General features: G+C 58.2%; 21 protein-coding genes. 10 read left to right on the top strand and 11 right to left on the bottom strand.

Going from position 1 to position 22,555, the window contains the following annotated elements; all coding sequences use genetic code 11:
- Nucleotides 1-13: 13 nt before the first annotated feature.
- The 6 genes from CU103_RS01985 to infC form a co-directional block, all read right to left on the bottom strand.
- Nucleotides 14-424 carry an ASCH domain-containing protein gene (locus tag CU103_RS01985; RefSeq protein WP_106662224.1) on the bottom strand — a complete coding sequence of 137 codons (411 nt, stop codon included), beginning with the start codon at nucleotides 422-424 and terminating at the stop codon, nucleotides 14-16.
- Entirely contained in the window at nucleotides 421-1,503 is a 1,083-nt protein-coding gene (gene pheS, locus CU103_RS01980; RefSeq protein ID WP_106662223.1) for a phenylalanine--tRNA ligase subunit alpha, read from the bottom strand. Before pheS ends, CU103_RS01985 begins: the two co-directional genes overlap by 4 nt.
- 129 nt (nucleotides 1,504-1,632) lie before the next feature.
- On the bottom strand, nucleotides 1,633-2,034 hold the full coding sequence (gene rplT, locus CU103_RS01975; RefSeq protein WP_106662222.1) for a 50S ribosomal protein L20: 402 nt from the start codon (nucleotides 2,032-2,034) through the stop codon (nucleotides 1,633-1,635).
- A 42-nt stretch (nucleotides 2,035-2,076) separates the two neighbouring features.
- Nucleotides 2,077-2,277, bottom strand: coding sequence for a 50S ribosomal protein L35 (rpmI, locus tag CU103_RS01970; RefSeq protein ID WP_106662221.1), 201 nt, complete (start codon nucleotides 2,275-2,277; stop codon nucleotides 2,077-2,079).
- 193 nt (nucleotides 2,278-2,470) lie between these two features.
- Complete coding sequence (locus CU103_RS01965) at nucleotides 2,471-3,088, bottom strand: methyltransferase family protein (RefSeq protein WP_106662616.1); 618 nt, start codon at nucleotides 3,086-3,088, stop codon at nucleotides 2,471-2,473.
- Nucleotides 3,089-3,166: 78 nt separating this feature from the next.
- Nucleotides 3,167-3,703: a translation initiation factor IF-3 gene (infC, locus tag CU103_RS01960; protein WP_100000798.1), complete on the bottom strand. Its 537-nt coding sequence runs from the start codon at nucleotides 3,701-3,703 to the stop codon at nucleotides 3,167-3,169.
- Nucleotides 3,704-3,918: 215 nt separating this feature from the next.
- Here infC and CU103_RS01955 point away from each other — a divergent pair, with 215 nt between their 5' ends.
- From CU103_RS01955 to CU103_RS01910, 10 genes are all read left to right on the top strand, one after another.
- Entirely contained in the window at nucleotides 3,919-4,710 is a 792-nt protein-coding gene (locus CU103_RS01955) for an alpha/beta hydrolase (RefSeq protein ID WP_106662220.1), read from the top strand.
- 23 nt (nucleotides 4,711-4,733) lie between these two features.
- A complete protein-coding gene (locus CU103_RS01950) occupies nucleotides 4,734-5,879 on the top strand; it encodes a benzoate/H(+) symporter BenE family transporter (protein WP_106662219.1) in 1,146 nt (381 codons plus the stop codon).
- Nucleotides 5,880-5,996: 117 nt separating this feature from the next.
- Nucleotides 5,997-6,449 (top strand): DUF2852 domain-containing protein, encoded by a 453-nt coding sequence (locus CU103_RS01945; RefSeq protein ID WP_106662218.1) that lies wholly within the window; start codon nucleotides 5,997-5,999, stop codon nucleotides 6,447-6,449.
- 119 nt (nucleotides 6,450-6,568) lie between these two features.
- Nucleotides 6,569-7,327, top strand: a complete 759-nt coding sequence (locus tag CU103_RS01940) for a M48 family metallopeptidase (RefSeq protein WP_106662217.1) — start codon at nucleotides 6,569-6,571, stop codon at nucleotides 7,325-7,327.
- 11 nt (nucleotides 7,328-7,338) lie between these two features.
- Nucleotides 7,339-7,968, top strand: coding sequence for a YdcF family protein (locus CU103_RS01935; RefSeq protein ID WP_106662615.1), 630 nt, complete (start codon nucleotides 7,339-7,341; stop codon nucleotides 7,966-7,968).
- A 58-nt stretch (nucleotides 7,969-8,026) separates the two neighbouring features.
- Nucleotides 8,027-8,686, top strand: a complete 660-nt coding sequence (locus CU103_RS01930) for a phosphoribosylanthranilate isomerase (protein WP_106662614.1) — start codon at nucleotides 8,027-8,029, stop codon at nucleotides 8,684-8,686.
- Nucleotides 8,687-8,786: 100 nt separating this feature from the next.
- Complete coding sequence (gene trpB, locus CU103_RS01925) at nucleotides 8,787-10,037, top strand: tryptophan synthase subunit beta (protein WP_106662216.1); 1,251 nt, start codon at nucleotides 8,787-8,789, stop codon at nucleotides 10,035-10,037.
- Nucleotides 10,038-10,039: 2 nt separating this feature from the next.
- Nucleotides 10,040-10,879: a tryptophan synthase subunit alpha gene (trpA, locus tag CU103_RS01920; protein ID WP_106662215.1), complete on the top strand. Its 840-nt coding sequence runs from the start codon at nucleotides 10,040-10,042 to the stop codon at nucleotides 10,877-10,879.
- Between the two features lie 44 nt (nucleotides 10,880-10,923).
- Nucleotides 10,924-11,847 carry an acetyl-CoA carboxylase, carboxyltransferase subunit beta gene (accD, locus tag CU103_RS01915; RefSeq protein WP_106662214.1) on the top strand — a complete coding sequence of 308 codons (924 nt, stop codon included), beginning with the start codon at nucleotides 10,924-10,926 and terminating at the stop codon, nucleotides 11,845-11,847.
- Nucleotides 11,848-11,877: 30 nt separating this feature from the next.
- Complete coding sequence (locus CU103_RS01910; RefSeq protein WP_106662213.1) at nucleotides 11,878-13,206, top strand: bifunctional folylpolyglutamate synthase/dihydrofolate synthase; 1,329 nt, start codon at nucleotides 11,878-11,880, stop codon at nucleotides 13,204-13,206.
- A gap of 63 nt (nucleotides 13,207-13,269) precedes the next feature.
- On the opposite strand, the gene trxA is transcribed toward CU103_RS01910, so the two are convergent.
- From trxA to tsaE, 5 genes are all read right to left on the bottom strand, one after another.
- Nucleotides 13,270-13,593, bottom strand: a complete 324-nt coding sequence (gene trxA / locus CU103_RS01905) for a thioredoxin (RefSeq protein WP_106662212.1) — start codon at nucleotides 13,591-13,593, stop codon at nucleotides 13,270-13,272.
- Between the two features lie 77 nt (nucleotides 13,594-13,670).
- Nucleotides 13,671-17,174 carry a double-strand break repair helicase AddA gene (gene addA / locus CU103_RS01900; protein WP_106662211.1) on the bottom strand — a complete coding sequence of 1,168 codons (3,504 nt, stop codon included), beginning with the start codon at nucleotides 17,172-17,174 and terminating at the stop codon, nucleotides 13,671-13,673.
- Complete coding sequence (gene addB, locus CU103_RS01895) at nucleotides 17,171-20,311, bottom strand: double-strand break repair protein AddB (RefSeq protein WP_106662210.1); 3,141 nt, start codon at nucleotides 20,309-20,311, stop codon at nucleotides 17,171-17,173. The genes addA and addB overlap by 4 nt, the downstream gene beginning before the upstream one ends.
- Entirely contained in the window at nucleotides 20,304-21,035 is a 732-nt protein-coding gene (locus CU103_RS01890; protein ID WP_106662209.1) for a nucleotidyltransferase family protein, read from the bottom strand. Before CU103_RS01890 ends, addB begins: the two co-directional genes overlap by 8 nt.
- Nucleotides 21,036-21,040: 5 nt before the next feature.
- Nucleotides 21,041-22,549: a tRNA (adenosine(37)-N6)-threonylcarbamoyltransferase complex ATPase subunit type 1 TsaE gene (gene tsaE / locus CU103_RS01885; protein WP_106662208.1), complete on the bottom strand. Its 1,509-nt coding sequence runs from the start codon at nucleotides 22,547-22,549 to the stop codon at nucleotides 21,041-21,043.
- Between the last annotated feature and the right edge of the window lie 6 nt (nucleotides 22,550-22,555).

The raw sequence follows: 22,555 nt of genomic DNA, 5'->3' as shown, positions 1-22,555 counted from the left end.
TCGTTTCTCAATTTTAGCGTTTGAGGATTTCGACGAGGCGAAACCGCTCACACAGAAGGTCCATATCCGGCGAAAAACCGCCATTGCGACGAAAATAGCTCTCGTGGCCGTGCCGCCACTGTTCGAGCGTGCCATCGCCTTCACCCTCGTCGCGGGCAAAGGCTGGATCGACCTCGTCGAACCGGCGATAGCTGACCTCGACGGTCTCGATGACCGCCGCTGGCTTGCCCGCGCCGTCGAGCACCACATCACGCCGGCCCACGACAGGCTTGCCGGCGCTGTCCGAAGCATAGTCACGCAGCGCCGAACAGGTCGCCGTCTTCTTGCCGGCAAGCACAAGCGCCAACAATTCGTCGGCAAGAGCGGGAGAATCGCCGAACGCGAACGTCACCGCATCCCGGTACGGATCAGGCAATCCGCTCACGCGCTCAGGCCTCCGAACAGCGTGGGCATGTCGAGCGGGCGGAAGCCGTAGTGCTGCAACCAGCGGACATCGGCATCGAAAAAGGCGCGCAGATCGGGCATGCCATACTTCAGCATGGCGATGCGATCGATGCCCATGCCCCAGGCAAAGCCCTGATATTCATCCGGATCGAGCCCGCCGGCACGCAGCACATTCGGGTGCACCATGCCGCAGCCGAGGATCTCCATCCAGTCCGTACCTTCGCCGAATTTCACTTCCTTGCCGGAGCGGTCGCATTGGATATCGACTTCCAGCGACGGCTCGGTGAATGGAAAGTAGGACGGACGAAAGCGCATCTTGAGCGACGGCACTTCGAAGAACGCCTTGCAGAACTCTTCCAGCACCCACTTCATATTGGCGACGTTGGCGGTCTTGTCGATGACGAGGCCTTCAACCTGATGAAACATCGGCGAGTGGGTGGCGTCGCTATCCATGCGATAGGTCTTGCCCGGAATGACGATGCGGATCGGCGGTTTCTGGCTTTCCATGGTACGGATCTGCACGGGGCTCGTATGGGTGCGCAATACCCGCCGCTCGCCATTCTCGTCCGGGTTGAAGAAGAACGTGTCGTGCATCTCGCGTGCCGGATGTCCTTCGGGGAAATTCAACGCTGTGAAGTTGTAATAGTCCGTCTCGACATCTGGACCTTCGGCAATGGAAAATCCCATATCGGCGAAGATGGCGGTAATTTCGTCCACGACCTGGCTGATCGGATGGATGCGGCCGCGCTCGGCCGGAGCAGCGCGGACGGGAAGCGTAACGTCGACCTTTTCCTTTTCAAGGCGCAAGCTGATTGCAACATCCTTGAGTGCATTCTTGCGCGCGGTCAGCGCTTCGGCAATGCGATTCTTTAGCCCGTTGATGGCGGGGCCCTGGAACTGGCGCTCTTCCGGCGACATCGAGCCCAGCAATTTCAGCTTTTCCGAAATCGAGCCCTTCTTGCCGAGAGCTGCGACGCGGACGGCTTCGATGGCCGCTTCATCATTCGCTGCCTCAATCTGCGCGGCAAGCACGCTTTCCAATTGTACCAGATCGTCCATGGTTCTTCACCCGTTTCGCGGTTTGCGACTGATCGTAACAGTGCAGAAAATTGAAAAACCCGCGCTAGCCGAGCCAGCGCGGGTTTCCCAAGTCTTAATTTCCGAAATGCTTTGGGAGCGGCGGCTGGCTTAGTGGACAGCGCCTTCAAAAGCGTTCGGAGTGGTGTTCTTCAAGTATTCGAGCGCCTTCTTGGCAGAAGCCACGAGTGCACCGAATGCTTCCGGCTCGTGGATCGCGAGATCCGACAGAACCTTGCGGTCAACCTCGATACCCGACTTCGACAGGCCATCGATGAAACGGCTGTAGGTCAGGCCATGCTCGCGCACAGCGGCGTTGATGCGCTGGGTCCAAAGCGCGCGGAACGTGCGCTTCTTGTTCTTGCGGTCGCGGTAAGCGTACTGCTTCGAGCGATCGACAGCGGCCTTGGCGGTCTTGATTGTATTCTTGCGGCGGCCACGGAAACCCTCGGCCTGCTTCAGAACTTTTTTATGCTTGGCGTGAGACGTAACGCCCCGTTTTACACGTGCCATGATATGATCTCCTTGTCTTAAGGACTAAATAACGCGCCCGGCTCAGAGGCCGTTGGGCAGGAACTTCTTCACGATTTTCGCATCGGCATCGGCGAGAACCATTGTGCCACGTGCGTCACGAATGAATTTGTTCGAACGTTTGATCATGCCATGGCGTTTGCCAGCGGCGGCGGCTTTGACTTTGCCAGTCCCGGTGATCTTGAACCGTTTCTTGGCAGCAGATTTGGTCTTCATCTTGGGCATTTTGCTACTCCTAATCTTATGAGCCCCGCTTCGCTCTTTGGAGTTTTGGGGCTTTTGTTTTAATTTCAGGCCGACCAAAGCCTGAAAGCATACAAAACCGCCACGGCATGCCCTGCCGGGCGGTTTGAACGGGTGCTTATTAGCAGAAGTCAGGAAAAGCGCAACTGTTGAATCGCCTTGACCGGCGAAAAGCTCAATAGAGCCGCAACAGAACCGGCAAAGCGCCCGTCGTTTGCAGATACTCCACGAACTCAAGCAACGGATATGAAACGAAGAACACGAGTCCATCAAATAGCGTCTTGTAGAGCACCGACGACCTGACGCTGAGCACGTCAGCTTCCCTGTACAGTGAAATCTTCGGGAAGAAGCGCGGCACCTCGCGCTTGTATGCGCGGTAGGGCTCACCGAATACGTTCTCGAGATAGCCCTCTTCCGCGGCAATGACGAACCGGAAGGCTACGTAACAAAGGATGGCAAGGACCAATGCAACGGTCAGGCTGCCCGTCAGCATGCCGATGCCGGCTGCACCCAAAGTGCTGAATACGTAAAGCGGATTGCGACTCATGGAGTAAGGTCCGAGCCGAACAATCTCCGCGCTCTTGCGTCCGCCGATATAGAGCGTGCACCACATCCGGCCGAGGATGGCGAGCACAATTGCGCCTATTCCGAAGTCCTCGATGTATTCATGGACCCAGTCATTACTCCATGCGGAGCGAATCGTCAGCAACGCAACGAGAATCAATCCGATGACGACTGCAATCGCGAGGCGTCTGCGCTGCTGATACCGAGCCATTTCGGTGGGAGAATTCAGTGCCATTACGGACTCACATCTGTATCACTCAAGAGAAAAGCCGCCCGTAGGCGGCTTTGTCTTCACGAACGGCTGAATTCAGCGCGGCGCCAGAACCATCATCATCTGGCGCCCCTCGAGCCTTGGTTCGGCTTCGACCTTGGAAATCTCGACCGTGTCCTCCTTGACCCGATCCAGCAACCGCATGCCGAGCTCCTGGTGAGCCATTTCACGGCCGCGGAAGCGCAATGTCACTTTGACCTTGTCACCCTCGTCGAAGAAACGCTTGATGGCCTTCATCTTCACATCGTAGTCATGCGTATCGATGTTCGGGCGCATCTTGATTTCTTTGATTTCGACCGTCTTCTGCTTCTTACGCGCTTCGGCAGCCTTCTTTTGGCCCTGGTACTTCAATTTCCCAAGGTCAACGATCTTGCACACCGGCGGCTCGGCATTGGGCACGATCTCGACGAGATCGAGACCAGCCTCATCAGCCATGGCCAGTGCTGCTTGTATGGTGACAATGCCGTGGTTTTCACCTTCGGCATCAATGAGCTGTACCTGGGGTACCCGGATATCACGGTTGGAACGAGGTCCATCTTTCTGGACCACCTGTGCTCTAAAGGGTCGGCGAATGGCAGTAGTCTCCTTGAATTATTTCGGTCACGCAAATAGCACCGTCAGACCGTAGCCGCAATGCTTTGAATACGCTGGCTCAAGCCAATATCACTATTTTCAGGATAAATCACTCCAATCCAACATAGGATTATTTCAGTTTTATGCAATGTTGCAGACTTTATCGGTGCAATTGGCCGTGGCAAAAGGCAGTACACCGGTTAGGAGTTCGGCTTATGATTACATCACCACCGCAGTTTCTTGACGTTAACGGTACGAATATTGCTCTGCGCCTCCGTGCCGGGCGTGAACCTGGTATTGTCTGGCTCGGAGGCTACCGCTCGGACATGCTGGGCACCAAGGCCGATTGGCTGGATCGATACGCATCCGAGAAAGGTGTGGCTTTTCTCCGGTTTGATTATTCCGGCCATGGCGAATCGAGCGGCGAATTCCGTGACGGTACAATTTCGCTGTGGCTCGAACAGAGTCTGGCAGTCTTCAGGCAATTCTCATCCGGTCCGCAGATTCTCGTGGGCTCATCCATGGGCGGCTGGATCGCACTGCGCCTGATCCAGGAGCTGCAAAAGTCAGGCGAAAGTGAACGTGCCGCCGGTCTCGTACTCATTGCCCCGGCGCCAGACTTCACCTCGGAACTGGTCGAGCCGCAACTGACAAACGACCAGCGCCGGCAGATAGCGGAGCGCGGCTTTATGGAAGAGCCGTCTGACTATTCGCCCGAGCCCTATATCTATACGAAGGCGCTCCTCGAAGATGGCAAGGCGAACCAGGTTCTGAAGGGCGTGATCCAGACTGATTGTCCAGTTCATATTCTCCAGGGCATGGAAGACGAGGACGTACCCTATACCCATGCGTTGCGGCTGGTGGATCATCTGCCCGTCGATGATGTGACGATTACGCTGGTGCGCGATGGCGATCATCGTCTTTCCCGCCAGCAAGATCTTGAACTTCTTTCCCGAACCGTGTCTTCAATGGTGGATCGCACCAGAACCCGCTATTCCATCCAATAAATCCCCAACATCAGGTTTTCAGCATGCGCTTCTCCGTGATTGCTTCAGCCGTCGTCGCTGCCGTCGTCGGATTTGGCGGGACGCTTGCACTCATCATCGCGGCGGCGCAGGCGCTTAGTGCGACGCAGGCGGAGACTGCCAGTTGGGTAACCGCGATCTGTCTCGCAATGTTCGCCGCCACGGGTTATCTGAGCTGGCGCTACAAAATGCCGATCATCAGCGCATGGTCGACGCCCGGACTGGCGCTGATAGGCGGATCAATCGGCTTCAGCATGCAGCAGGCGGTTGGTGCCTTCATCGTGACAGCCATCGCGATCATCATCACCGGGCTGATCAAGCCAATTTCGGCGTTTGTTTCAAGGATCCCCGCATCCATTGCCTCGGGCATGCTGGCTGGCGTCCTTTTTGCCTTCCTTACCGGCGCCGCACGGACGATCCCCGTAGACCCGCTTTTCGTATTGCCGCTCGTCGCGCTGTTCTTCATCATCCGCCTGTTCAATCCGGCCATGGCCGTGCTTGCCGTGCTATTCGGCGGTGTCATCTTTGCCATTCTCAGCGGACGCGTTGCGAGCATACCCCACATCGAACTTTCGACTGTGACGGTGATCATGCCGGTCTTCGATGTGCGCGCCATGATCGGTCTCGCGCTGCCGCTTTACCTCGTCACAATGGCCTCGCAGAACCTGCCAGGCTTCGCAGTCCTGCGTGCGGCAGGTTATGAGCCCCCGACGTCCGCTGCGCTTCTCGTTACAGGTCTCGTCTCGTTGATAAGCGCGCCGTTCGGTGCCCACACCAGCAACATGGCGGCAATCTCCGCTGCAATCTGCACCGGACCCGACGCCCATCCCGACCCCGGAAAGCGCTGGTTGACGGGCCCATTCTATGCGCTGTCCTATTTGATATTTGCGATTTTCGGTGCATCGCTCGTTGCCTTGTTCGCAGTCTTGCCCCCGCCTCTGATCGCGCTTGTGGCAGGACTTGCGCTGATCGGGGCATTTACCAATGCGCTGGCACTCGCGCTCAAGACCGAACCTGAACGCCTGGCAGCGATCGTCACTTTTGCGGTTACGGCTTCAGGCATCACGATCGGCGGGATCGGCGCAGCATTCTGGGCACTCGTTGCCGGGCTGGCTGTTGTTTTCGTCGATCACGCAAAGAAAAGGTTCTGAATCCAAGGCCTTGCCGCATTTGGGATCACACTTTCTTGAAAAGCCCAAATATCTTTCCCATGTCGTTATCAATCGACCAATCAGGGTCGGGACTTTCTTGATAGGGAAGGGCTTTAGATGAACAATGCTGCATTGATCCGGCCAGGCTGGACCCCGGCGACCATCGCTTTGATGATTCTCGGTTTCATGCTGTTCTGGCCACTTGGTTTAGCCATGCTCGCCTATATTGTCTGGGGCAACCGTTTCGGTGGCTTCAGGCACGAAATGAGCAACGCAACCGACAATGTCTGCGGTGCGTTCCGTCGTCACCGGCGCAATCATCACTTCGGCAGAGGTCCGTTTGGTACCGGTAACGTTGCCTTTGATGAATGGCGTGAAAAAGAGCTGGAGCGCCTCGACGAAGAGCGCCGCAAGCTTGAAGAAATGCGTAGCGAGTTTGAAGAGTATGCGAGTGAACTGCGCCGCGCCAAGGACCGCGAAGAATTCGACCGCTTCATGGCCGAGCGGAACGCTGCGCCAAAGAAGCCTTCCGGTTCTGTTCCCGGCGTAAACGATACTGACGGAGAATAGCGGCTGGTTGCAGTCAGTTCCACCAGTCCTAATTGCGAAATGTAGTTCCATGGCGGCGCCTTCCGGCGCCGCTTCTGTTTTGTCTCACCGCTTTTGTTCGAATCAATTAATGTGGTCCCATGGTCCTGTCCCTCTTCCGGAGTCCGCCGAAAAAATCCGCAACGCTTAAAGCCGAGCGGAGCTACGAGGTTGCGGGCCGTGTCCTGCCCTTGCGCGTGATGGAGAATCCGCGCGCGACGCGTCTGACCTTGCGCATCGATGCAGGCGGCAAGGGCCTTCGCATGACCGTCCCTCCGGGCATGCCTGCCCGCGAGATCGACAAGTTTCTGACGCGGCATGAAGGCTGGATCGAAACACGTATTGCCAAGATGCCCGACCAGCCGAAGGTGCGCCCGGGGGTGAAGATCCCCATACGCGGCGTACCGCACCTCATCGTCCACGAGCCGGCCAAGCGCGGAACTGTCCGGCAGGAGAACGGAGCAGAGGGCCCAAGACTGATTGTCTATGGCGACCGCCCGCATCTGGCGCGGCGGGTGGGCGATTTCCTGAAGCGCGAGGCCCGGCGTGACCTCGAAACGCTGGTGGCGCGTCACACAGTAGCGGTCGGGCGGCGCGCCAAGGTCATTCGCCTCAAGGATACGAAGAGCCGCTGGGGTTCTTGCACATCGGATGGCACGCTGTCCTTTTCCTGGCGCATCATGATGGCTCCCCCGCCGATAATCGACTATCTTGTCGCGCATGAAGTTGCGCACTTGAAAGAAATGAACCACGGTCCGAAATTCTGGAAGCTGTGCGGCGAGCTGTGCCCGGATACCGAACGTTGCAAGGCCTGGCTCAAGCGCAATGGTGGCGCGCTACAGGCCATCGATTTCACCTGATGCGAGCGGCCATTTCTCCTGCCGTCCTGCAGGCGGCCCGAACCCTGTGGGACTTTCATCGCATCCACGACCAATTGTCGTGCGCCGACGTGATCATTGGGCTTGGCAGCTATGATCTGCGTGTCGCGGACCGCTGTGCAGAATTGTTCCATCAGGGTCTGGCCAAGCGGATCATCTTCACCGGCAAATCCGGCAACTGGACAGGCGCACTTTATCCCGGAACCGAAGCGGAAGCATTTGCAGCGCGTGCCAATGATTTGGGTGTTCCTGACGACGCCATTCTGATTGAGCCGCAAGCCACCAACATCGGCGAGAATATAAGGTTTGCGAAGGCAATGGCGGACGATACCGTTCGCCGTGTCATCCTCGTGACCAAGCCGCAGACCCAGCGCCGCGCCTTTGCAACCGTACGGGCCCAATGGCCCGGGATTGAACCTATGATTACCGCACCGCCGACCCGTTTCGAGGACCAGCCAACTGCAGCCTATCCGCTCGATATGTTCATCCATGAAATGGTCGGTGACGTGCAACGGATGATCGACTATCCGGCCAAAGGCTTCCAGATAGCGCAATCCGTCCCTGCATCTGTCGCGGATGCGTTCGATTTCCTTGTCAAAGAGGGCTATCACCACCATCTCTAATAGTTGATCCATGCGCAAAATCCTCGACTTTGACGCATTTTCGTGCGAGTGGCGGCTTATGAGCCTTGATATCAAGATTTGCGGGTTGAAAACCGACGAAGCAGTTGCGGCAGCGCTGGACGGCGGTGCATCGCATGTGGGCTTTATCTTCTTCCCGAAGAGTCCCCGCAATATCGATCCCGCCTTGGCTGGCCGCCTGCGCCGCGCTGCCGAGGGCCGCGCCAAGGCCGTTGCCGTAACGGTCGATGCTGATGATGCGACGCTCGACACAATCGTCACGGCGATGCGGCCGGACATGCTGCAACTGCACGGCAAGGAGAGCGTCCAGCGGGTCAAAGACGTCAAGGCGCGCTTCGGATTGCCGGTCATGAAGGCGTTTTCACTGTGTGAACGCAGCGACCTCGACCAGATCAAGCCCTTTATCGGTGTTGCTGACCGCTTCCTTTTTGATGCCAAACCGCCGAGGGGATCCGAACTTCCTGGCGGAAATGGCGTATCTTTCGACTGGCAGGTGCTGAGCGAGCTTGACGCCTCTATCGATTACATGCTTTCCGGTGGTCTCAATGCTGGCAATGTCCGTGAAGCCCTGGCGGCGAGATTGCCAGGCGGCATCGATGTTTCGTCGGGCGTCGAGTCTGATCCAGGCGTAAAGGATGTCAGGCTGATCGGAGAATTCTTCCGGGCTGTGCGCGCTGCCGGGAGCACCGGCGCAGCCTGAACCATAGAGGCAGTCATTTCGAGAAAGTGACGGGGACCCTTAAGAACAGGGCGGGCGTTTCGGAAAAAACGATACGGACCGCCAACAACGGAGCGAAGTAGTGAACAAGGTGGTTGAGCCCAATTCATTCAAGACAGGTCCAGACGAAGAGGGCATGTTCGGCATTTTCGGCGGCCGTTTTGTCGCAGAGACCCTGATGCCGCTGATCCTTGAATTGCAGCAGGCCTATGACGACGCGAAGAACGATCCGTCGTTCAAGGCGGAGCTCCAGGAGTTGTCGACCCATTATGCCGGCCGCCCCTCCAAGCTCTATTATGCCGAAGGTCTGACGCGGCACGTGCGCCAGCTTGCCAGGGAACAGGGTCTCGACGGCGGCGCCAAAATCTATTTCAAGCGCGAAGACCTGAACCATACGGGAAGCCACAAGATCAACAATTGCCTCGGCCAGATCCTGCTGGCCAAGCGAATGGGCAAGACACGCATCATCGCCGAGACTGGTGCTGGTCAGCACGGCGTTGCATCCGCTACGGTTTCCGCACGTTTTGGACTGCCTTGCGTTGTCTATATGGGCGCGACCGATGTCGAGCGGCAAAAGCCGAACGTCTTCCGCATGAAACTGCTCGGCGCCGAAGTCAAGCCGGTGTCCTCGGGCCACGGCACGCTGAAGGATGCTATGAACGAAGCCCTGCGCGACTGGGTCTCCAATGTCGAAGACACTTATTACCTGATCGGCACGGCCGCCGGCCCGCATCCCTACCCGGAACTGGTGCGCGATTTCCAGTCGGTCATCGGCACGGAAGCCCGCGAGCAGATTCTTGAGCGGGAAGGCCGCCTGCCGGATACCATCATCGCGGCCGTTGGCGGTGGATCCAATGCGATCGGCCTGTTCCATCCCTTCCTCGATGACAAGAGCGTCGAAATCATCGGTATCGAAGCAGGTGGGCGCGGCCTTGATGGCGAGGAGCATTGTGCCTCGATGAGCGCCGGCCGGCCCGGTGTGTTGCATGGCAACCGTACCTATCTGCTGCAGAATGCCGATGGGCAGATTCTCGATGGCCATTCAGTATCGGCCGGCCTCGATTATCCGGGGGTCGGCCCGGAACATTCCTGGCTGCGCGACACGGGCCGCGTATCCTATGTGCCGATCCTCGACAATGAAGCCCTGGATGCTTTCCAGCTGACCACTCGGGCCGAGGGTATCATCCCGGCATTGGAATCGGCCCACGCGATTGCCCACGCGGTGAAGATTGCTCCCCGGATGGCGCAGGACAAGATCATGATCGTCAATCTTTCAGGCCGCGGCGACAAGGATGTGCACACGGTCGGTCAACTGCTTGGAATGGATATCTGATCATGACGACGCGTATCGACCGAAAATTCGCAGCCCTCAAGGCAGAGGGGCGCCCAGCCCTCGTCACCTATTTCATGGGCGGCGATCCTGATTTCGACACTTCACTGAAGATCATGAAGGCCCTGCCAGGCTCCGGTTCCGATATTATCGAACTTGGCGTTCCCTTTTCCGATCCGATGGCCGATGGCCCGGCCATCCAGGCAGCGGGTTTGCGCGCGCTGAAAAAAGGTATGTCGCTGACGAAGACGCTGGACCTCGCCGCACGTTTTCGGACAAGTGACAACACCACGCCGATCGTCCTGATGGGTTATTACAACCCGATCTATATTTACGGTGTCGAACGCTTCCTGAAGGATGCCGTCATTTCGGGCATTGACGGACTGATCATCGTCGATCTGCCGCCGGAAATGGACGAAGAGCTCTGCATTCCTGCGATCAAGGCCGGCATTAACTTTATTCGGCTGGCAACACCGACGACCGATGACAAGCGCTTGCCGAAAGTGCTGCAGAACACGTCGGGCTTCGTCTACTACGTATCCATGAACGGCATTACGGGTTCGGCCTTGCCGGATACGAGCAGGGTTGCCGCCGCCGTCGAGCGCATCAAGAAGCACACGGATCTGCCGGTGGTCGTCGGCTTCGGCGTCAAGACCGCTGAACAGGCCAAGGTGATCGGCTCTGCCGCGGACGGCGTGGTTGTGGGCACTGCAATCGTCAATGCCGTGGCCAATACGATCAACCCCGACGGCTCGCTGGTTGCCGATCCGGCTGAAGCAGTTGCAACCATGGTGCAGGGACTTTCCAGCGGTGTGCGGGCGTCAAGGCTTGCCGCGGCTGAGTAGAAGCCCTAAATCACCGGAACAACGACAGAAGAACAGGACCGATCATGAACTGGATCACAAATTACGTCCGGCCGAAGATCAATTCGATGCTTGGCCGCCGTGAAATGCCGGAAAATCTCTGGATCAAGGATCCGGAATCCGGCGAAATGGTCTTTCACACGGATCTGGAGAAAAACCAATGGGTCGTCCCCTCTTCCGGCCATCACATGCGTATTCCGGCCAGGGACCGGTTGAGGTTCTTCTTCGATGACGGCGTGTTCGAAACACTTGAGCAGCCGAAAGTTGCGACCGATCCGCTGAAATTCCGCGATGAAAAGCGCTATGTCGATCGTCTGAAGGAACATCGCGCCAAGACTGGCCAGGACGACACGATCATCAATGCTCTTGGGTCGATTGAAGGCCTGCCGATCGTCGTCACCATCCATGATTTCAATTTCATCGGCGGTTCGCTTGGCATGGCAGCAGGAGAAGCGATCATCAAGGGTTTTGAAACCGCAATTGCCCAGAAGAAACCCCTGGTACTCTTTGCCGCGTCAGGCGGCGCCCGCATGCAGGAGGGCATCCTCTCGCTGATGCAATTGCCGCGTACAACAGTTGCAGTGGAGATGCTGAAGGAAGCCGGTCTGCCCTATATCGTGGTTTTGACCAATCCGACGACAGGCGGCGTAACTGCTTCCTACGCGATGCTCGGCGATATTCACATCGCTGAACCGGGGGCGATGATCGGTTTTGCCGGCCAGCGTGTCATCGAACAGACCGTCCGCGAAAAGCTGCCGGAAGGGTTCCAGCGTGCCGAATATCTGAAGACGCACGGGATGGTTGACATGGTTGTGCCGCGTACGGAATTGAAGGCAACCATCGCACGCTTATTGAAAATGTTGCTGGGCGAACCGGCGACTGAGATCCCTGAAGGATTGCCAAACGGACTGGCGGCCACAATGCCGGTACCGGCCGAAGCCCAATCTTGATGCCATCCTATTTGCTGGATCGGGTGTGCAATGCCGTCGCGTGCTGAACAAGAGATAGAACGGCTGCTGGGCTTGCACCCCAAGGGCTTTGATCTGTCGCTGGGGCGCATTACCCGCCTTCTCGACACACTCGGCAACCCGCACCTGAGGATACCACCGGTAATCCATGTCGCGGGAACCAATGGCAAGGGTTCCGCTGTCGCCTTCTCCCGTGCGCTGCTCGAAGCCGCTGGCTACACGGTTCATGTCCACACCTCTCCGCATCTCGTACGCTGGCACGAACGCTATCGGCTTGGCGCTCCCGGCGGTGGCAAGATAGTCGAAGATGATGTACTCGCCGAGGCGGTCAAGCGGGTCGCCGATGCCAATGCCGGACAGGCCATCACCGTTTTCGAGATTTTGACCGCCGTCACGTTCGTCCTGTTTTCTGAACATCCTGCCGATGCCGTCATCCTCGAAGTCGGTCTTGGCGGCCGCTTTGATGCGACGAATGTAATTCCTGAGCCTGCCGTCAGCGTTATCATGCCGATTTCACTGGACCATCAACCCTATCTTGGCGATCGGGTCGAACTGATCGCGGCGGAAAAAGCTGGAATTATCAAACCGCGCTGCTCCGTGGTCATTGGGGCGCAGGAAGAAGAAGCCGTGCGGATGGTGCTGATCGAGACCGCCGAACGGCGCGATTGCCAATACGCGGTCTATGGACAGGATTTCCTCAGCTTTGAGGAGCGCGGCCGCATGATCTACCAGGACAATACCGGACTGATGGACCTCCCCTTGCCCGCTTTGCTCGGCCGCCATCAACTTGCCAACGCTGCCGCTGCTATCCAAGCTGTCAGAACTGCGGGATTTACCGTTCCCGAATACGCAGTCGAGACGGCAATGACCACGGTGGAGTGGCCTGCACGCATGCAACGGCTCATCAAAGGCAAGCTGGTGGATCTGGCGGTTCCGGGATCAGAGATCTGGCTTGATGGCGGACATAATCCCGGTGCAGGCCTGGTGATTGCCGAGGCTATTGCTACACTCGAGGATCGCACCCAGCGGCCGCTGTTCCTGATAACCGGGATGATCAACACCAAAGACCCCGTAGGCTATTTCCAAGCCTTCACCGGCATGGCGCGGCATGTCTATACGGTGCCCATCCGCTCCAGTGGAGCGGGCATCCCGCACGACGAGCTGGCGCTGGCAGCCAACGAAGCGGGGCTTTCGGCAGAACCCGTTCACTCCGTCGAGAACGCGCTCAAAATACTGCGCGACAGCTGGGACAAATCCGAGCCGGCGCCGCGCATACTCATTGGCGGTTCGCTTTATCTTGCCGGCGATGTTCTCTCGGACAATGGCACACTCCCACAATAATTGTTCTGGACAACAAAAAAGCCCGGCAAAGAGCCGGGCTTCTTAATTTCAGAGGCCCAAAAATCAGGCCGCCGAATTCTTGATCCAGTCGGTCAACTTGCTCTTGGGAGCGGCTCCAACCAGATTGGCCGCCAGTTCGCCATCCTTGAACATCAGCAAGGTCGGGATCGAACGCACACCGAACTGAGCGGCAAGTTCTGGATTCTCGTCGATATTGACTTTGGCAATCGTAACCTTGCCTTCCATCTCCGAAGCGATTTCTTCAAGGGCGGGTGCGATCATCTTGCACGGTCCGCACCATTCTGCCCAGAAATCAACAACGACAGGCTGGCCTGACTGGATTACATCGGACTGGAAGTTGCTGGTGTCGATCTTGACGGTAGCCATAGGCTTTTCCTTGTGGGTTTGTGAATGTGTTGCACATCATGTGGTGAGTCGGCTCGCCCTCGTCAAGTTTCGTCTTCTCACGATGCGGTGAGACGGGCAAGGGCATCCTGCATCGCGTTCACGGGAATATCGATCAGATAGGGACCTTCAGTAAAAAGCAGTGCTGCCTCGACGATTTTACCGGGATACAGCGGTTCCAGCAATTGCCGATAAAGCGCTAACTGCGCCACGTAAGTATCGGGCACCCCTGCCAATGTATGGGGAGGAGGCCGGTTGGTCTTGTAGTCCACGATGAGTACGCGGCTTTCGCTGACCGCCAGCCGGTCGATCACGCCTGAAACGGCGTGATCCTTGCCGCGCAGATGCAGCGTCCCCATGACCGCTACTTCGGCCAGCGACCCTGATGCAAAGACGGGAGCAAAACCTGAATCATTCATGACGGCGAGTACCGATTGCAGGGCGTTTTCGACCTCCTCTGGCTTCCAGTCGAAAGCGGCACGCGAAAGATAGCGCCGCGCGGCCGGTACGCGTTGATCGGATGGGAGATTGGGCAGCGTCTGCAATAGCGCGTGAATAACCGTACCGCGCCGGATGGCAAAAGACGGATCGCCGCTCTCCCTCACGAGCACCGGTGAACCGGTCACCAAAGGTGCTTCGTCGTCGGGCTCGATCAAAACGGAGACACCCGATGGCGCAAGCGGTCTTGGTAGACCAGCTTCGCGCGGCATCGGCCTTCGATACGCCGCTGGAAAAGGGGCTGCACTGATCTCAGTTGCGATGTCAGGCTCGACAATGGCTGCAGGAACGCGCTCCGTGACGCGGTAGCGCTTGGCAACCACTCCCTCAACCGCATGCTGGAACGGCTCGCTCGCTTCGGCCAGCGCCGCTTCCACCAGATCGTGCCAGGTTCCGGGCGCGCGCCGCGTTCCGCGGTAGCCGCAAACGATCAGGCGGTCTTCGGCCCGGGTCATGCCGACATAGAGCAGGCGGCGATACTCTTCTTCGGCGCGGACTTTCAGGTTGTCGATTATATTTGCCGTGAACGCCGTCGCATGGGTTTTGGACGGAGCGAACAAAAATCCCTTGCCACGCCATCCCTCTTCCTCTGCCATATCGAAAGAAAGCAGATTTGGCGCACGCCCGCCCGCGGAAGCAGCGCTGCCGGAATCGACCAGGAATACAACGGCCGCCTCAAGTCCCTTGGAGGCATGTACCGTCATGATCCGTACTTCGTTGCGGCTCTGATCGAGTTCGCGTTTGATTTCCGGAGCCGCCGCATCCAGCGTTTCGAGGAACGCCTGCAGGCCCGGCAATCCTGTCTTCTCTGTCGCAACAGCATAGTTCTGGAACTCGTCGATGACATCGCCCGCCTCCTGGCCGAGCCGTGCGAGAAGGTCGCGCCTTGCTCCGCCGGGCCCAAGAATATCGGCGTAGAACTCGAACACCGGCACTGTGTCAGCGCTATTTCGCCAATCCTGCAGCCGTTGTGCAATACCATAGAGCGTGAGGTCGTCCTCGGCCTGCGCAAGCAGGCGCTGATAAAGCGTTACATTTTCCGCCCGGTCATGGGCGAGGGCAAACAACTGATCATCGCCCAATTTGAACAATGGGCTCTTGAGGACTGCCGCGAGCGACAAATCATCGGACGACAACAGCATGAACCGGCCAAGCGCCATCAGATCCTTGACAGCGATATGATCAGTTAGCCTCAACCGGTCCGCGCCAGCAACGGGAACATGACGCTTCTTCAGTTCGCGCGACAGGGCCGGCATGAACTGATCACGCTTGCGCACCAGAACCATGATGTCGCGTGCCTCGAGCCGGCGGCCTTGCCCGTCGAGGATTTCGCCATTCTTGAGCCAGAAGTCGATCGTTCGTGCGATCTGCTCGGCGAGACGCACCGGCGGCGCAGGCAGGCTGTCAACGGGCGTACGCCAGTCGTCCTCCTCTGGCGTTGTGACCGGGTCAAGCATGTCCCATATCTGCACTTCGCCCGGATCATGATCGCGTATCGCCGTGTGCACCGTCGCGCCGTGATCCGCGCCGAAACCTCGATTGGCTTCCGGCCGGGCAAAGACCTTGTCCACGGCAGACAGCACATCTGGAGCAGACCGGAAGGAGAAGTTGAGATTGACCCGGGCGAAGCTTAGCTCGGATTGACGGGTCTTCCGTTCGGTTGCCTTGCCATGCTCGGCAAAGTCCTCCGGTACCGCGCCCTGGAATGAATAGATCGATTGCTTCTCATCGCCGACAGCAAAAAGTGTGCGGCGAACGGTACGCGCCGTCTTCCCTGCGAAAAATTCCTCGCTCAACAGACGTATGACGCGCCATTGGTTGGGGCTCGTATCCTGCGCCTCGTCGACCAGTATGTGGTCAATGCCCTTATCGAGCTTGTACTGGACCCAGGGCCCCGCATCCTGCCGCCCGAGGAGCATCATCGTCCGCACGATCAGATCATCGAAATCGAGAAGACCGTGCGCCCTTTTCATCTGCTGATAGCGACTGAGCAGATCATCAACCAGCGCGAGTGCAGAGAGGGTCAGCCGGACAAGGCGCAATTGCTTAAGCCTGTCGAGCCCTTCGAACACCCGCTGCGCCGCGCGATCATAGCGATCAATGAAATCCGGTACCCGGTCCGTCACCGCCTTGGACGAAATAAATGAGCCGTTCTTGGGCTCTCCGCTCGCCTTCAGAAATGCCGTCTTCAAGGCCTCTTCGCGCTGGTCAATCTGGTCATTGACCTTGGCAAAACGCAAGGTCAGCGCGAACTCCTGCGCCCGGGTGGCGCTTCTTGGGATGTCGAGGATTTCTCCAAGAATGCCGCCATCAAATTCGCGTACCGGCCAAAGCGTTGACAGGATGCTGTCTTCTGTCTCCATGCCGGTGAAGCCGAAATGAGCGTAGAAGGTCTGGCGGCGCAACTCATCATGGCCAATATCGCGGATGAATTGTGTCAGGTCATGCCGCTTGTTCACGGCTTCGTCGAGCAGTGCCTGCAAGCCAAATTCTCCGGCAGCATCGAGCACGTCGGCGAAGGCAGCGGCAAGCTCCGTGTTGCTGTCCAAGCGCGCAGACTGCAGCAACTGGCGGCGCGCTTCACCAACGAGTGCAACTTGCATCAGATCGTCCATCAATTCGAAATGGCCGGCGATGTTGGCCTCCAGCGGAAACTGATGAAGAATGGCCTCGCAGAAGGCGTGGATCGTCTGGATCTTGAGACCACCCGGGGTTTCCATGGCACGCGCAAACAGGCGGCGCGCCTGCGCAAGGCGGTTTTGATCGGGAACCCGGCCGTCAATCTGCTGTATCGTTTCTGACAACGTGGCTTCATCGGTGGTCGCCCATTCGGAAAGCCGTGCAAAAACGCGGTTTTGCATCACCGCGGCGGCTGCCTTCGTATAAGTGAGGCAGAGGATTTTCGATGGATCGGTTCCGTCAAGCAGCAGCCGGATCACGCGCTCGGTGAGAACATGGGTCTTGCCCGACCCGGCATTGGCCGAAACCCAGACCGAATCATTTGGATCTGCCGCCTTGTTTTGGTTCGCTATCGTTTCGAAAGGAATGACACGAGGCTTTTTCATTCACCCTCGCTGCCATCATCTGCACCGCCTGCTGACCATTCCAGCACCCGGGCGAGATGGTCATAGTCCCCGGTCAGATCAGTTTCCTTGAACGGCAGGGCACGTGACAGGTAGCCTTTTTGCGAATCGCGATAGGCGTTGAGCAATTCATTAAGCCGTTGCCAGGAAAGTTCCCCGAGTTCCGGCGCCGATTTCTCGCTGCCATTCGCTGCGGTGCCAATTTTCAGGATCGATTCCGGGTCCACCCTGCCATTCGGCCGGAGGCGAACATAGAGGAGGTCAGAGGCGTAGCGGTTGCCAACTTCATGAAACGCTCCGCGCGCAAGAAGCGCTGCCTCCAGCGCAAGCTGCGGCGACAGAAGCACATGGGCCTGCCGTTTCGACGGCGTTGAACCGGTCTTGTAATCGATAATGTCCACCGTTCCGTCCCGCCTGAGGTCGAGGCGATCCGCCCGTCCGGAAAGCGTCACGCCTGTCGTCCCCACGGAAATTTTCTTCGAGGCAATTTCGGGATGGCGTTCGGCAATCAATGGAGCACGAACGCGTTCCCAGTCGAGAAATTCGGGTACCAGGGACTGGAACCGCGGCCACCAAACCGCATCGATCTCCTCGGGCAGCGCGATATCGTCGAAATATTGTCTGCCTATGTCCAGCAGCCGGGCCGGAGCGTCGGGGCGGACCGGGTCGATACCCTCTTCGGTAAAATGTGCCAGAATGTTGTGGAACAGCGAGCCGCGTTCTGCCACATCCGGATCGCGGATCAGCGGATCGATCGGGCGCAGCCGCAGGATACGCCGCGCGAATATTGCATAGGGATCGCGCCTCAATGTTTCTATTTCCGTCACCGAAAAATGCTTTGGCCGCGCCTCGAGCGGTGGCCTGGGTTCTGGCCGCCTGACGAAATCTTCGTCCGCCGCATGATCGATCTCGCGTGCCCAATTCAGATACTTTGCGCCGCGCGTCCGCAATTCCGCCGCAGCGGTCTTGCCAAGCACCGTCTCGAGCCGCTGCAGCCAGCGCGAGGCGACTGTCGGCGCATTGGCGGAACGCTGCGACCTGGTAAGGATGACGCGATCCATGCCCATCGCCATCTGGAAATCGTGGGCGGCCAGACCGGTGCGCCGCTCCGGCGGTTCAAGATTGATGATGGATTTCATCGGGCGCGACATGAATGGGTCGTTGCGCGTCTTTCCCGGCCACGAACCTTCATTGAGACCGCCGATGATTACCGTATCGACCGTCTGCAGCCGCGCCTCGAGCGCCCCCCATATGAACAGGCGGGGGTGGGCGCCGGCCTTCGGCTTCACAACCTCGCCTGACATCAGCGCTTCGACCATTCCCGGCCATTCCGGGGCCAGAAAATCCAGTCCGGTATTGGCCGAAACCAGATTGCGCAGAAAGCCGGCAAACTGCTCGCCGGCCGCACCGGAATAGAGCGCGGCGATATCACCCTTGTCGTCGCGCGCCAGATTTTCCAGGCTCGATACGCTGGCGTGAATGATCTCGGCCATCTGCACCGGCTCGGTCCTGTCAACAATGACAGTGAGTGGTTCCATACTATGACTGAGAGCAGCGCAGGCTATCCGGGCTGCTTCGATCTGAGCAACGGAAATCTGCCGCAGCCAGACCGGTTCGAACGGCGCATTACTACCCTCGGCCAGACGTTGCTCGAAGAACGCGGCAAGACCGGAAAGCGAAGCGCGGCCAGTGCCGCCGCGCAAGGATACGAGCTCAATGGTTTCGGCGGCCTGCCGCACCGCCGGGCGTTGCAGCCCAAGCCGCGTCAAGGGATGTTTGAGCAGCGCGAGAAGCGCAACCGGATCACCTGGGTTGAATGCAGTTTCGATCGCCAGCCGCATCAGTGTCGCCGGTTGCGTTTCGCGCAGGGCATGGCCGCCGGAATCGTCTGCAGCAATGTTGAAGCGTGCAAGTTCGGTCGACACACGACGTGCCAGGTCGCGGTCAGCTGTGATCAGGGCCGCAGTCTTGCCCGGCTGATCGATGGCATCACGCAATGCGACGGCCACGGCGAGCGCCTCTTCGCGCTCATTGGCCGCCTCGATCAGGGCCACCGGCGCGACGGCTTCAGAAAATTGGCCGCTGGTGCGGTCGATAGTGCTCCAGGCCTCGCTCGTATCCGCCGGGCGCATGGCCTCGGCGAGCAAATGCTCGCGAGCTCTCTTTTGCGGCGTGACTTTTCCCAAACGGACGACATCGTGGCGCAGCACGCCGAGTTCGCTCAAGAGTTTTCTCAGGCCATATTGCGGATGACCGAAAATCGACGGATTGCCGTCAATATTTGCCAAGACGTCCCAGCTCGCTGCATCCATATCGCGGTCAAGGCCTGGCAGGATGACGGCACCATGCGGCAGTGACGCGATGGATGCAAGGAGCCTGGCTGTGGCAGGTATGGAACCCGTGGAACCGGCAGCGATAACGGGGCCGTCCGGAGGGTTGCGCATCAGACGCTCAGCTTCCAGTTCAATCAGCCGGTTGCGATGGGCCGCGGGGTTCGATCGATGAACATCGGCCAGAATATCGGGCCAGAGACTGGTGACTATGCCTAGAAAATCAAGTGTCACCTGCCACCAGTTCGGCAGTTCCTCCGACACGATGTTCGAGAGAGTCGCCCAGCCGCTGGCTTCGGTTTCCACTTGATCCATCAGTGCGGCAAGGTCACGCGCCAGCCAGATCGCGTCGGCGGTCGTAGCAGGGATGGCAATTTCCTCATTGCCGAACAGAGCCCGGACATGGTCCGGCAAGCGCTCACGCCACGGCCTCACCAGCCGTGCGAGCAGCAGCAGCCGTTCCGTGGAGCTTATCGGTGGCAAGAGATCGAAGAAGGCGTCCGATCCCATATCAAACATCGCTGCATCTTCGTCCACATCACCTAGTGGGCGAATGACGGGAAGAATCGCGGATCTGACTGGACTTTTTTCAACAAGCAGTGAGCGCAAAGTGCGCGCAGCGCGGCGCGTCGGCACGTAGATCGTCACACGCGCCAGCGCCATCGGATCTGTGGGATTGTCGGGGAAGCCAGGTATGAGCGTTCCCGACCCCAGCGCATCTACGAGAGCAGGCAGGAACGGTATGCCGGGCGCGATGGAAAATACCCGTGAATGTTTGTGGTCAGCCATGGATCCCTTGACCGGCGCGGGCGATAGCGGCTTCCGCATCACCGATGGCGCCGGGTGTCCCGACCGTCAGCCAAATACCCTCCATTGGCACACCGTAAAGCCGGTCCGCAGCAATTGCTGCGTCAAAATAATGGTTCAGCGAAGCCTTGCCTGCCGATGCTTCGGCAAAGATGCGCGGGTGGATGATGGCTGCACCGGCATAGATATAGGGCGATGTCTCATCCGCTGCGAGCCGGCGCAACTTACCCTCCGCGTTCATGTTGAAATCCCCGCGGCCGTCATAGCCGGTCGCCTGGTGCTTCGTCGCGATCATCAGGAGAATGTCCATGCGCGCATCATCCCATCCTTCCGCCAGGAGGACAAGATTTGGTATCGCCCCGTCAATCCAGAAAGTGTCCGCATTGATGACATAAAACGGCTCGGTCCCTATCTGCGGCAGTGCATTGACGATGCCACCTGCAGAATCAAGCAGCTCTGTACGTTCATCTGAAACGAGAATCTCGGGAACGCTCCTCTTCGCCAAATGCGTATCCAATTGATCAGCGAGATAGTGCGTATTGACGATTGCACGCTCGACACCATTATTTGCGAGCGCGTCCAGCCCCCAATCGATCAATGGTTTGCCGGCTACCTTTACCAGGGGCTTGGGGATCGTGTCTGTAATCGGAGCCATGCGCTTGCCGAGACCGGCTGCCAGAACCATTGCGGTACGGGGCTTCGTCATTAAAATCAACTCTCCGAATTTACGATACCTGCCTTTTCGCACCAATCCTTGACCGGCGCCAGTGCAGGGTGGCCAATGACGCGATTGAGGTAGGCCTTGATGCGAGGAAGGTGCTGCAGATAGAAAGGTTTGCCGTCCCGTTCGTCAAGGCGGACAAAGATACCGAGAATCTTGGCATTGCGCTGCGCCGCCATTATAGCAAAGGCCCTGCGGAAACCCTCTTCATCAAAATCCTCACTGCCCGATCGACGCTCGTCGAGATAAGCGGCGAGCAAATGATCCTGAAGCTCCGGTGGAATGGTCACCCGCGCATCGAAAACCAGCGATGCCACGTCATAGGCCGACGGGCCGATCATCGCGTCCTGAAAATCGATCAAACCAATGCGGTCGGTGGCTGTCGCGCTGCTGCGCCAGAGAATATTGGGCGAATGCACGTCACGCAGCAGCAGACTTTGCTCGGCATTGATTAATTGGCTAAATACTTCGTCCCAGGCGGCGACATAGTCCGATTTTTTCGCAGATCCAAGTGGCGACCCGCGCATGCGGGGAACATACCAGTCCGAAAGCAGCTCCACTTCAATCATCATCGCGTCGCGATCGAAGTTGTGGATATGATGTGAATAACCTTCGGCCGCCTCGATATCCCGCGGCCATGATTGCTGATGCACTTTCGCCAGCAGACGAACTACCGCCTCGTAGCGTTCAGGAATTGGTGCACCCGTGGCATCCAGCACTCCATCACTACCGAGGTTTTCCAGGAGCAGAAACCCCCTCTCGAGATCTTCGGCGAGGATCGCGGGCACCTTGAATTTCTTCGATTGCAACAATCTATCGAGGGCAACAAATGCCGTCACCGACTGGGACAGATGAGCGATCTGCATGTAAGTCTTGCCGTCGCGCAAAACAGGTCCGCCAGGATTATATGGCGAGTTCATCAGGATGAGCGGAAGCTCGTCTCCGGTCGAAACTGTTTCATAGCCCCGTGCTGACGCGTCGCCGAGCAGATAGCGCCGCCGGGCGGTTCCCAACCCGGCTTCCGTCAGGAAATTTCGAATTTCCAATGAGCGCTGCAGCCGAGCTATGGCGGCGGGTTCACCATCAACCAATGCTTTTCGCCCGTCGCCATCGCTGATCAGGGACAGGTGAAGGCTTGCTGTTGGCAGGACTTGGCCTGCCCGTTCCGGCCACTCGACCAGGACAACACCGTCTTCCAATGCTTCATCCAGGCCAAGCTCATCAATTTCATCGGCAGAGGAAAGGCGGTAGAGATCGACATGGCTGACCGGGACGCGCAGTTCCGGATACGACTGAACGATGGTGAAGGTCGGGCTTGGCACCTCGTAGTCAGTATCGTCGGCAATCGCACGGATCAAACCGCGCGCCAGCGTCGACTTACCCGCGCCGAGGTCGCCGGAAAGCGTGACGAGATCGCCTTTTCTTAACGCAAGCGCCAAGTCCTGGCCAAGGCGTTCGGTTTCTTCTGTCGTTGCGAGCTGAATGCTGATTGAGGTCATAGGTGC

Origin of the sequence: Phyllobacterium sophorae, assembly GCF_003010965.1 — a bacterium.
GTDB lineage: Bacteria > Pseudomonadota > Alphaproteobacteria > Rhizobiales > Rhizobiaceae > Phyllobacterium > Phyllobacterium sophorae.
The sequence above is the reverse complement of the archived record's forward strand: the minus strand, read 5'-3'. Positions and strand labels throughout refer to the sequence as shown.

Coding starts and splice junctions, on each gene's coding strand:
- rplT (WP_106662222.1), bottom strand. CDS start 2,034: ATGGCACGTGTAAAACGGGGCGTTACGTCTCACGCCAAGCATAAAAAA.
- trpA (WP_106662215.1), top strand. CDS start 10,040: ATGACGACGCGTATCGACCGAAAATTCGCAGCCCTCAAGGCAGAGGGG.
- rpmI (WP_106662221.1), bottom strand. CDS start 2,277: ATGCCCAAGATGAAGACCAAATCTGCTGCCAAGAAACGGTTCAAGATC.
- pheS (WP_106662223.1), bottom strand. CDS start 1,503: ATGGACGATCTGGTACAATTGGAAAGCGTGCTTGCCGCGCAGATTGAG.
- addB (WP_106662210.1), bottom strand. CDS start 20,311: ATGGCTGACCACAAACATTCACGGGTATTTTCCATCGCGCCCGGCATA.
- CU103_RS01890 (WP_106662209.1), bottom strand. CDS start 21,035: ATGACGAAGCCCCGTACCGCAATGGTTCTGGCAGCCGGTCTCGGCAAG.
- addA (WP_106662211.1), bottom strand. CDS start 17,174: ATGAAAAAGCCTCGTGTCATTCCTTTCGAAACGATAGCGAACCAAAAC.
- CU103_RS01955 (WP_106662220.1), top strand. CDS start 3,919: ATGATTACATCACCACCGCAGTTTCTTGACGTTAACGGTACGAATATT.
- CU103_RS01950 (WP_106662219.1), top strand. CDS start 4,734: ATGCGCTTCTCCGTGATTGCTTCAGCCGTCGTCGCTGCCGTCGTCGGA.
- tsaE (WP_106662208.1), bottom strand. CDS start 22,549: ATGACCTCAATCAGCATTCAGCTCGCAACGACAGAAGAAACCGAACGC.
- CU103_RS01930 (WP_106662614.1), top strand. CDS start 8,027: ATGAGCCTTGATATCAAGATTTGCGGGTTGAAAACCGACGAAGCAGTT.
- accD (WP_106662214.1), top strand. CDS start 10,924: ATGAACTGGATCACAAATTACGTCCGGCCGAAGATCAATTCGATGCTT.
- CU103_RS01910 (WP_106662213.1), top strand. CDS start 11,878: ATGCCGTCGCGTGCTGAACAAGAGATAGAACGGCTGCTGGGCTTGCAC.
- CU103_RS01940 (WP_106662217.1), top strand. CDS start 6,569: ATGGTCCTGTCCCTCTTCCGGAGTCCGCCGAAAAAATCCGCAACGCTT.
- trxA (WP_106662212.1), bottom strand. CDS start 13,593: ATGGCTACCGTCAAGATCGACACCAGCAACTTCCAGTCCGATGTAATC.
- CU103_RS01945 (WP_106662218.1), top strand. CDS start 5,997: ATGAACAATGCTGCATTGATCCGGCCAGGCTGGACCCCGGCGACCATC.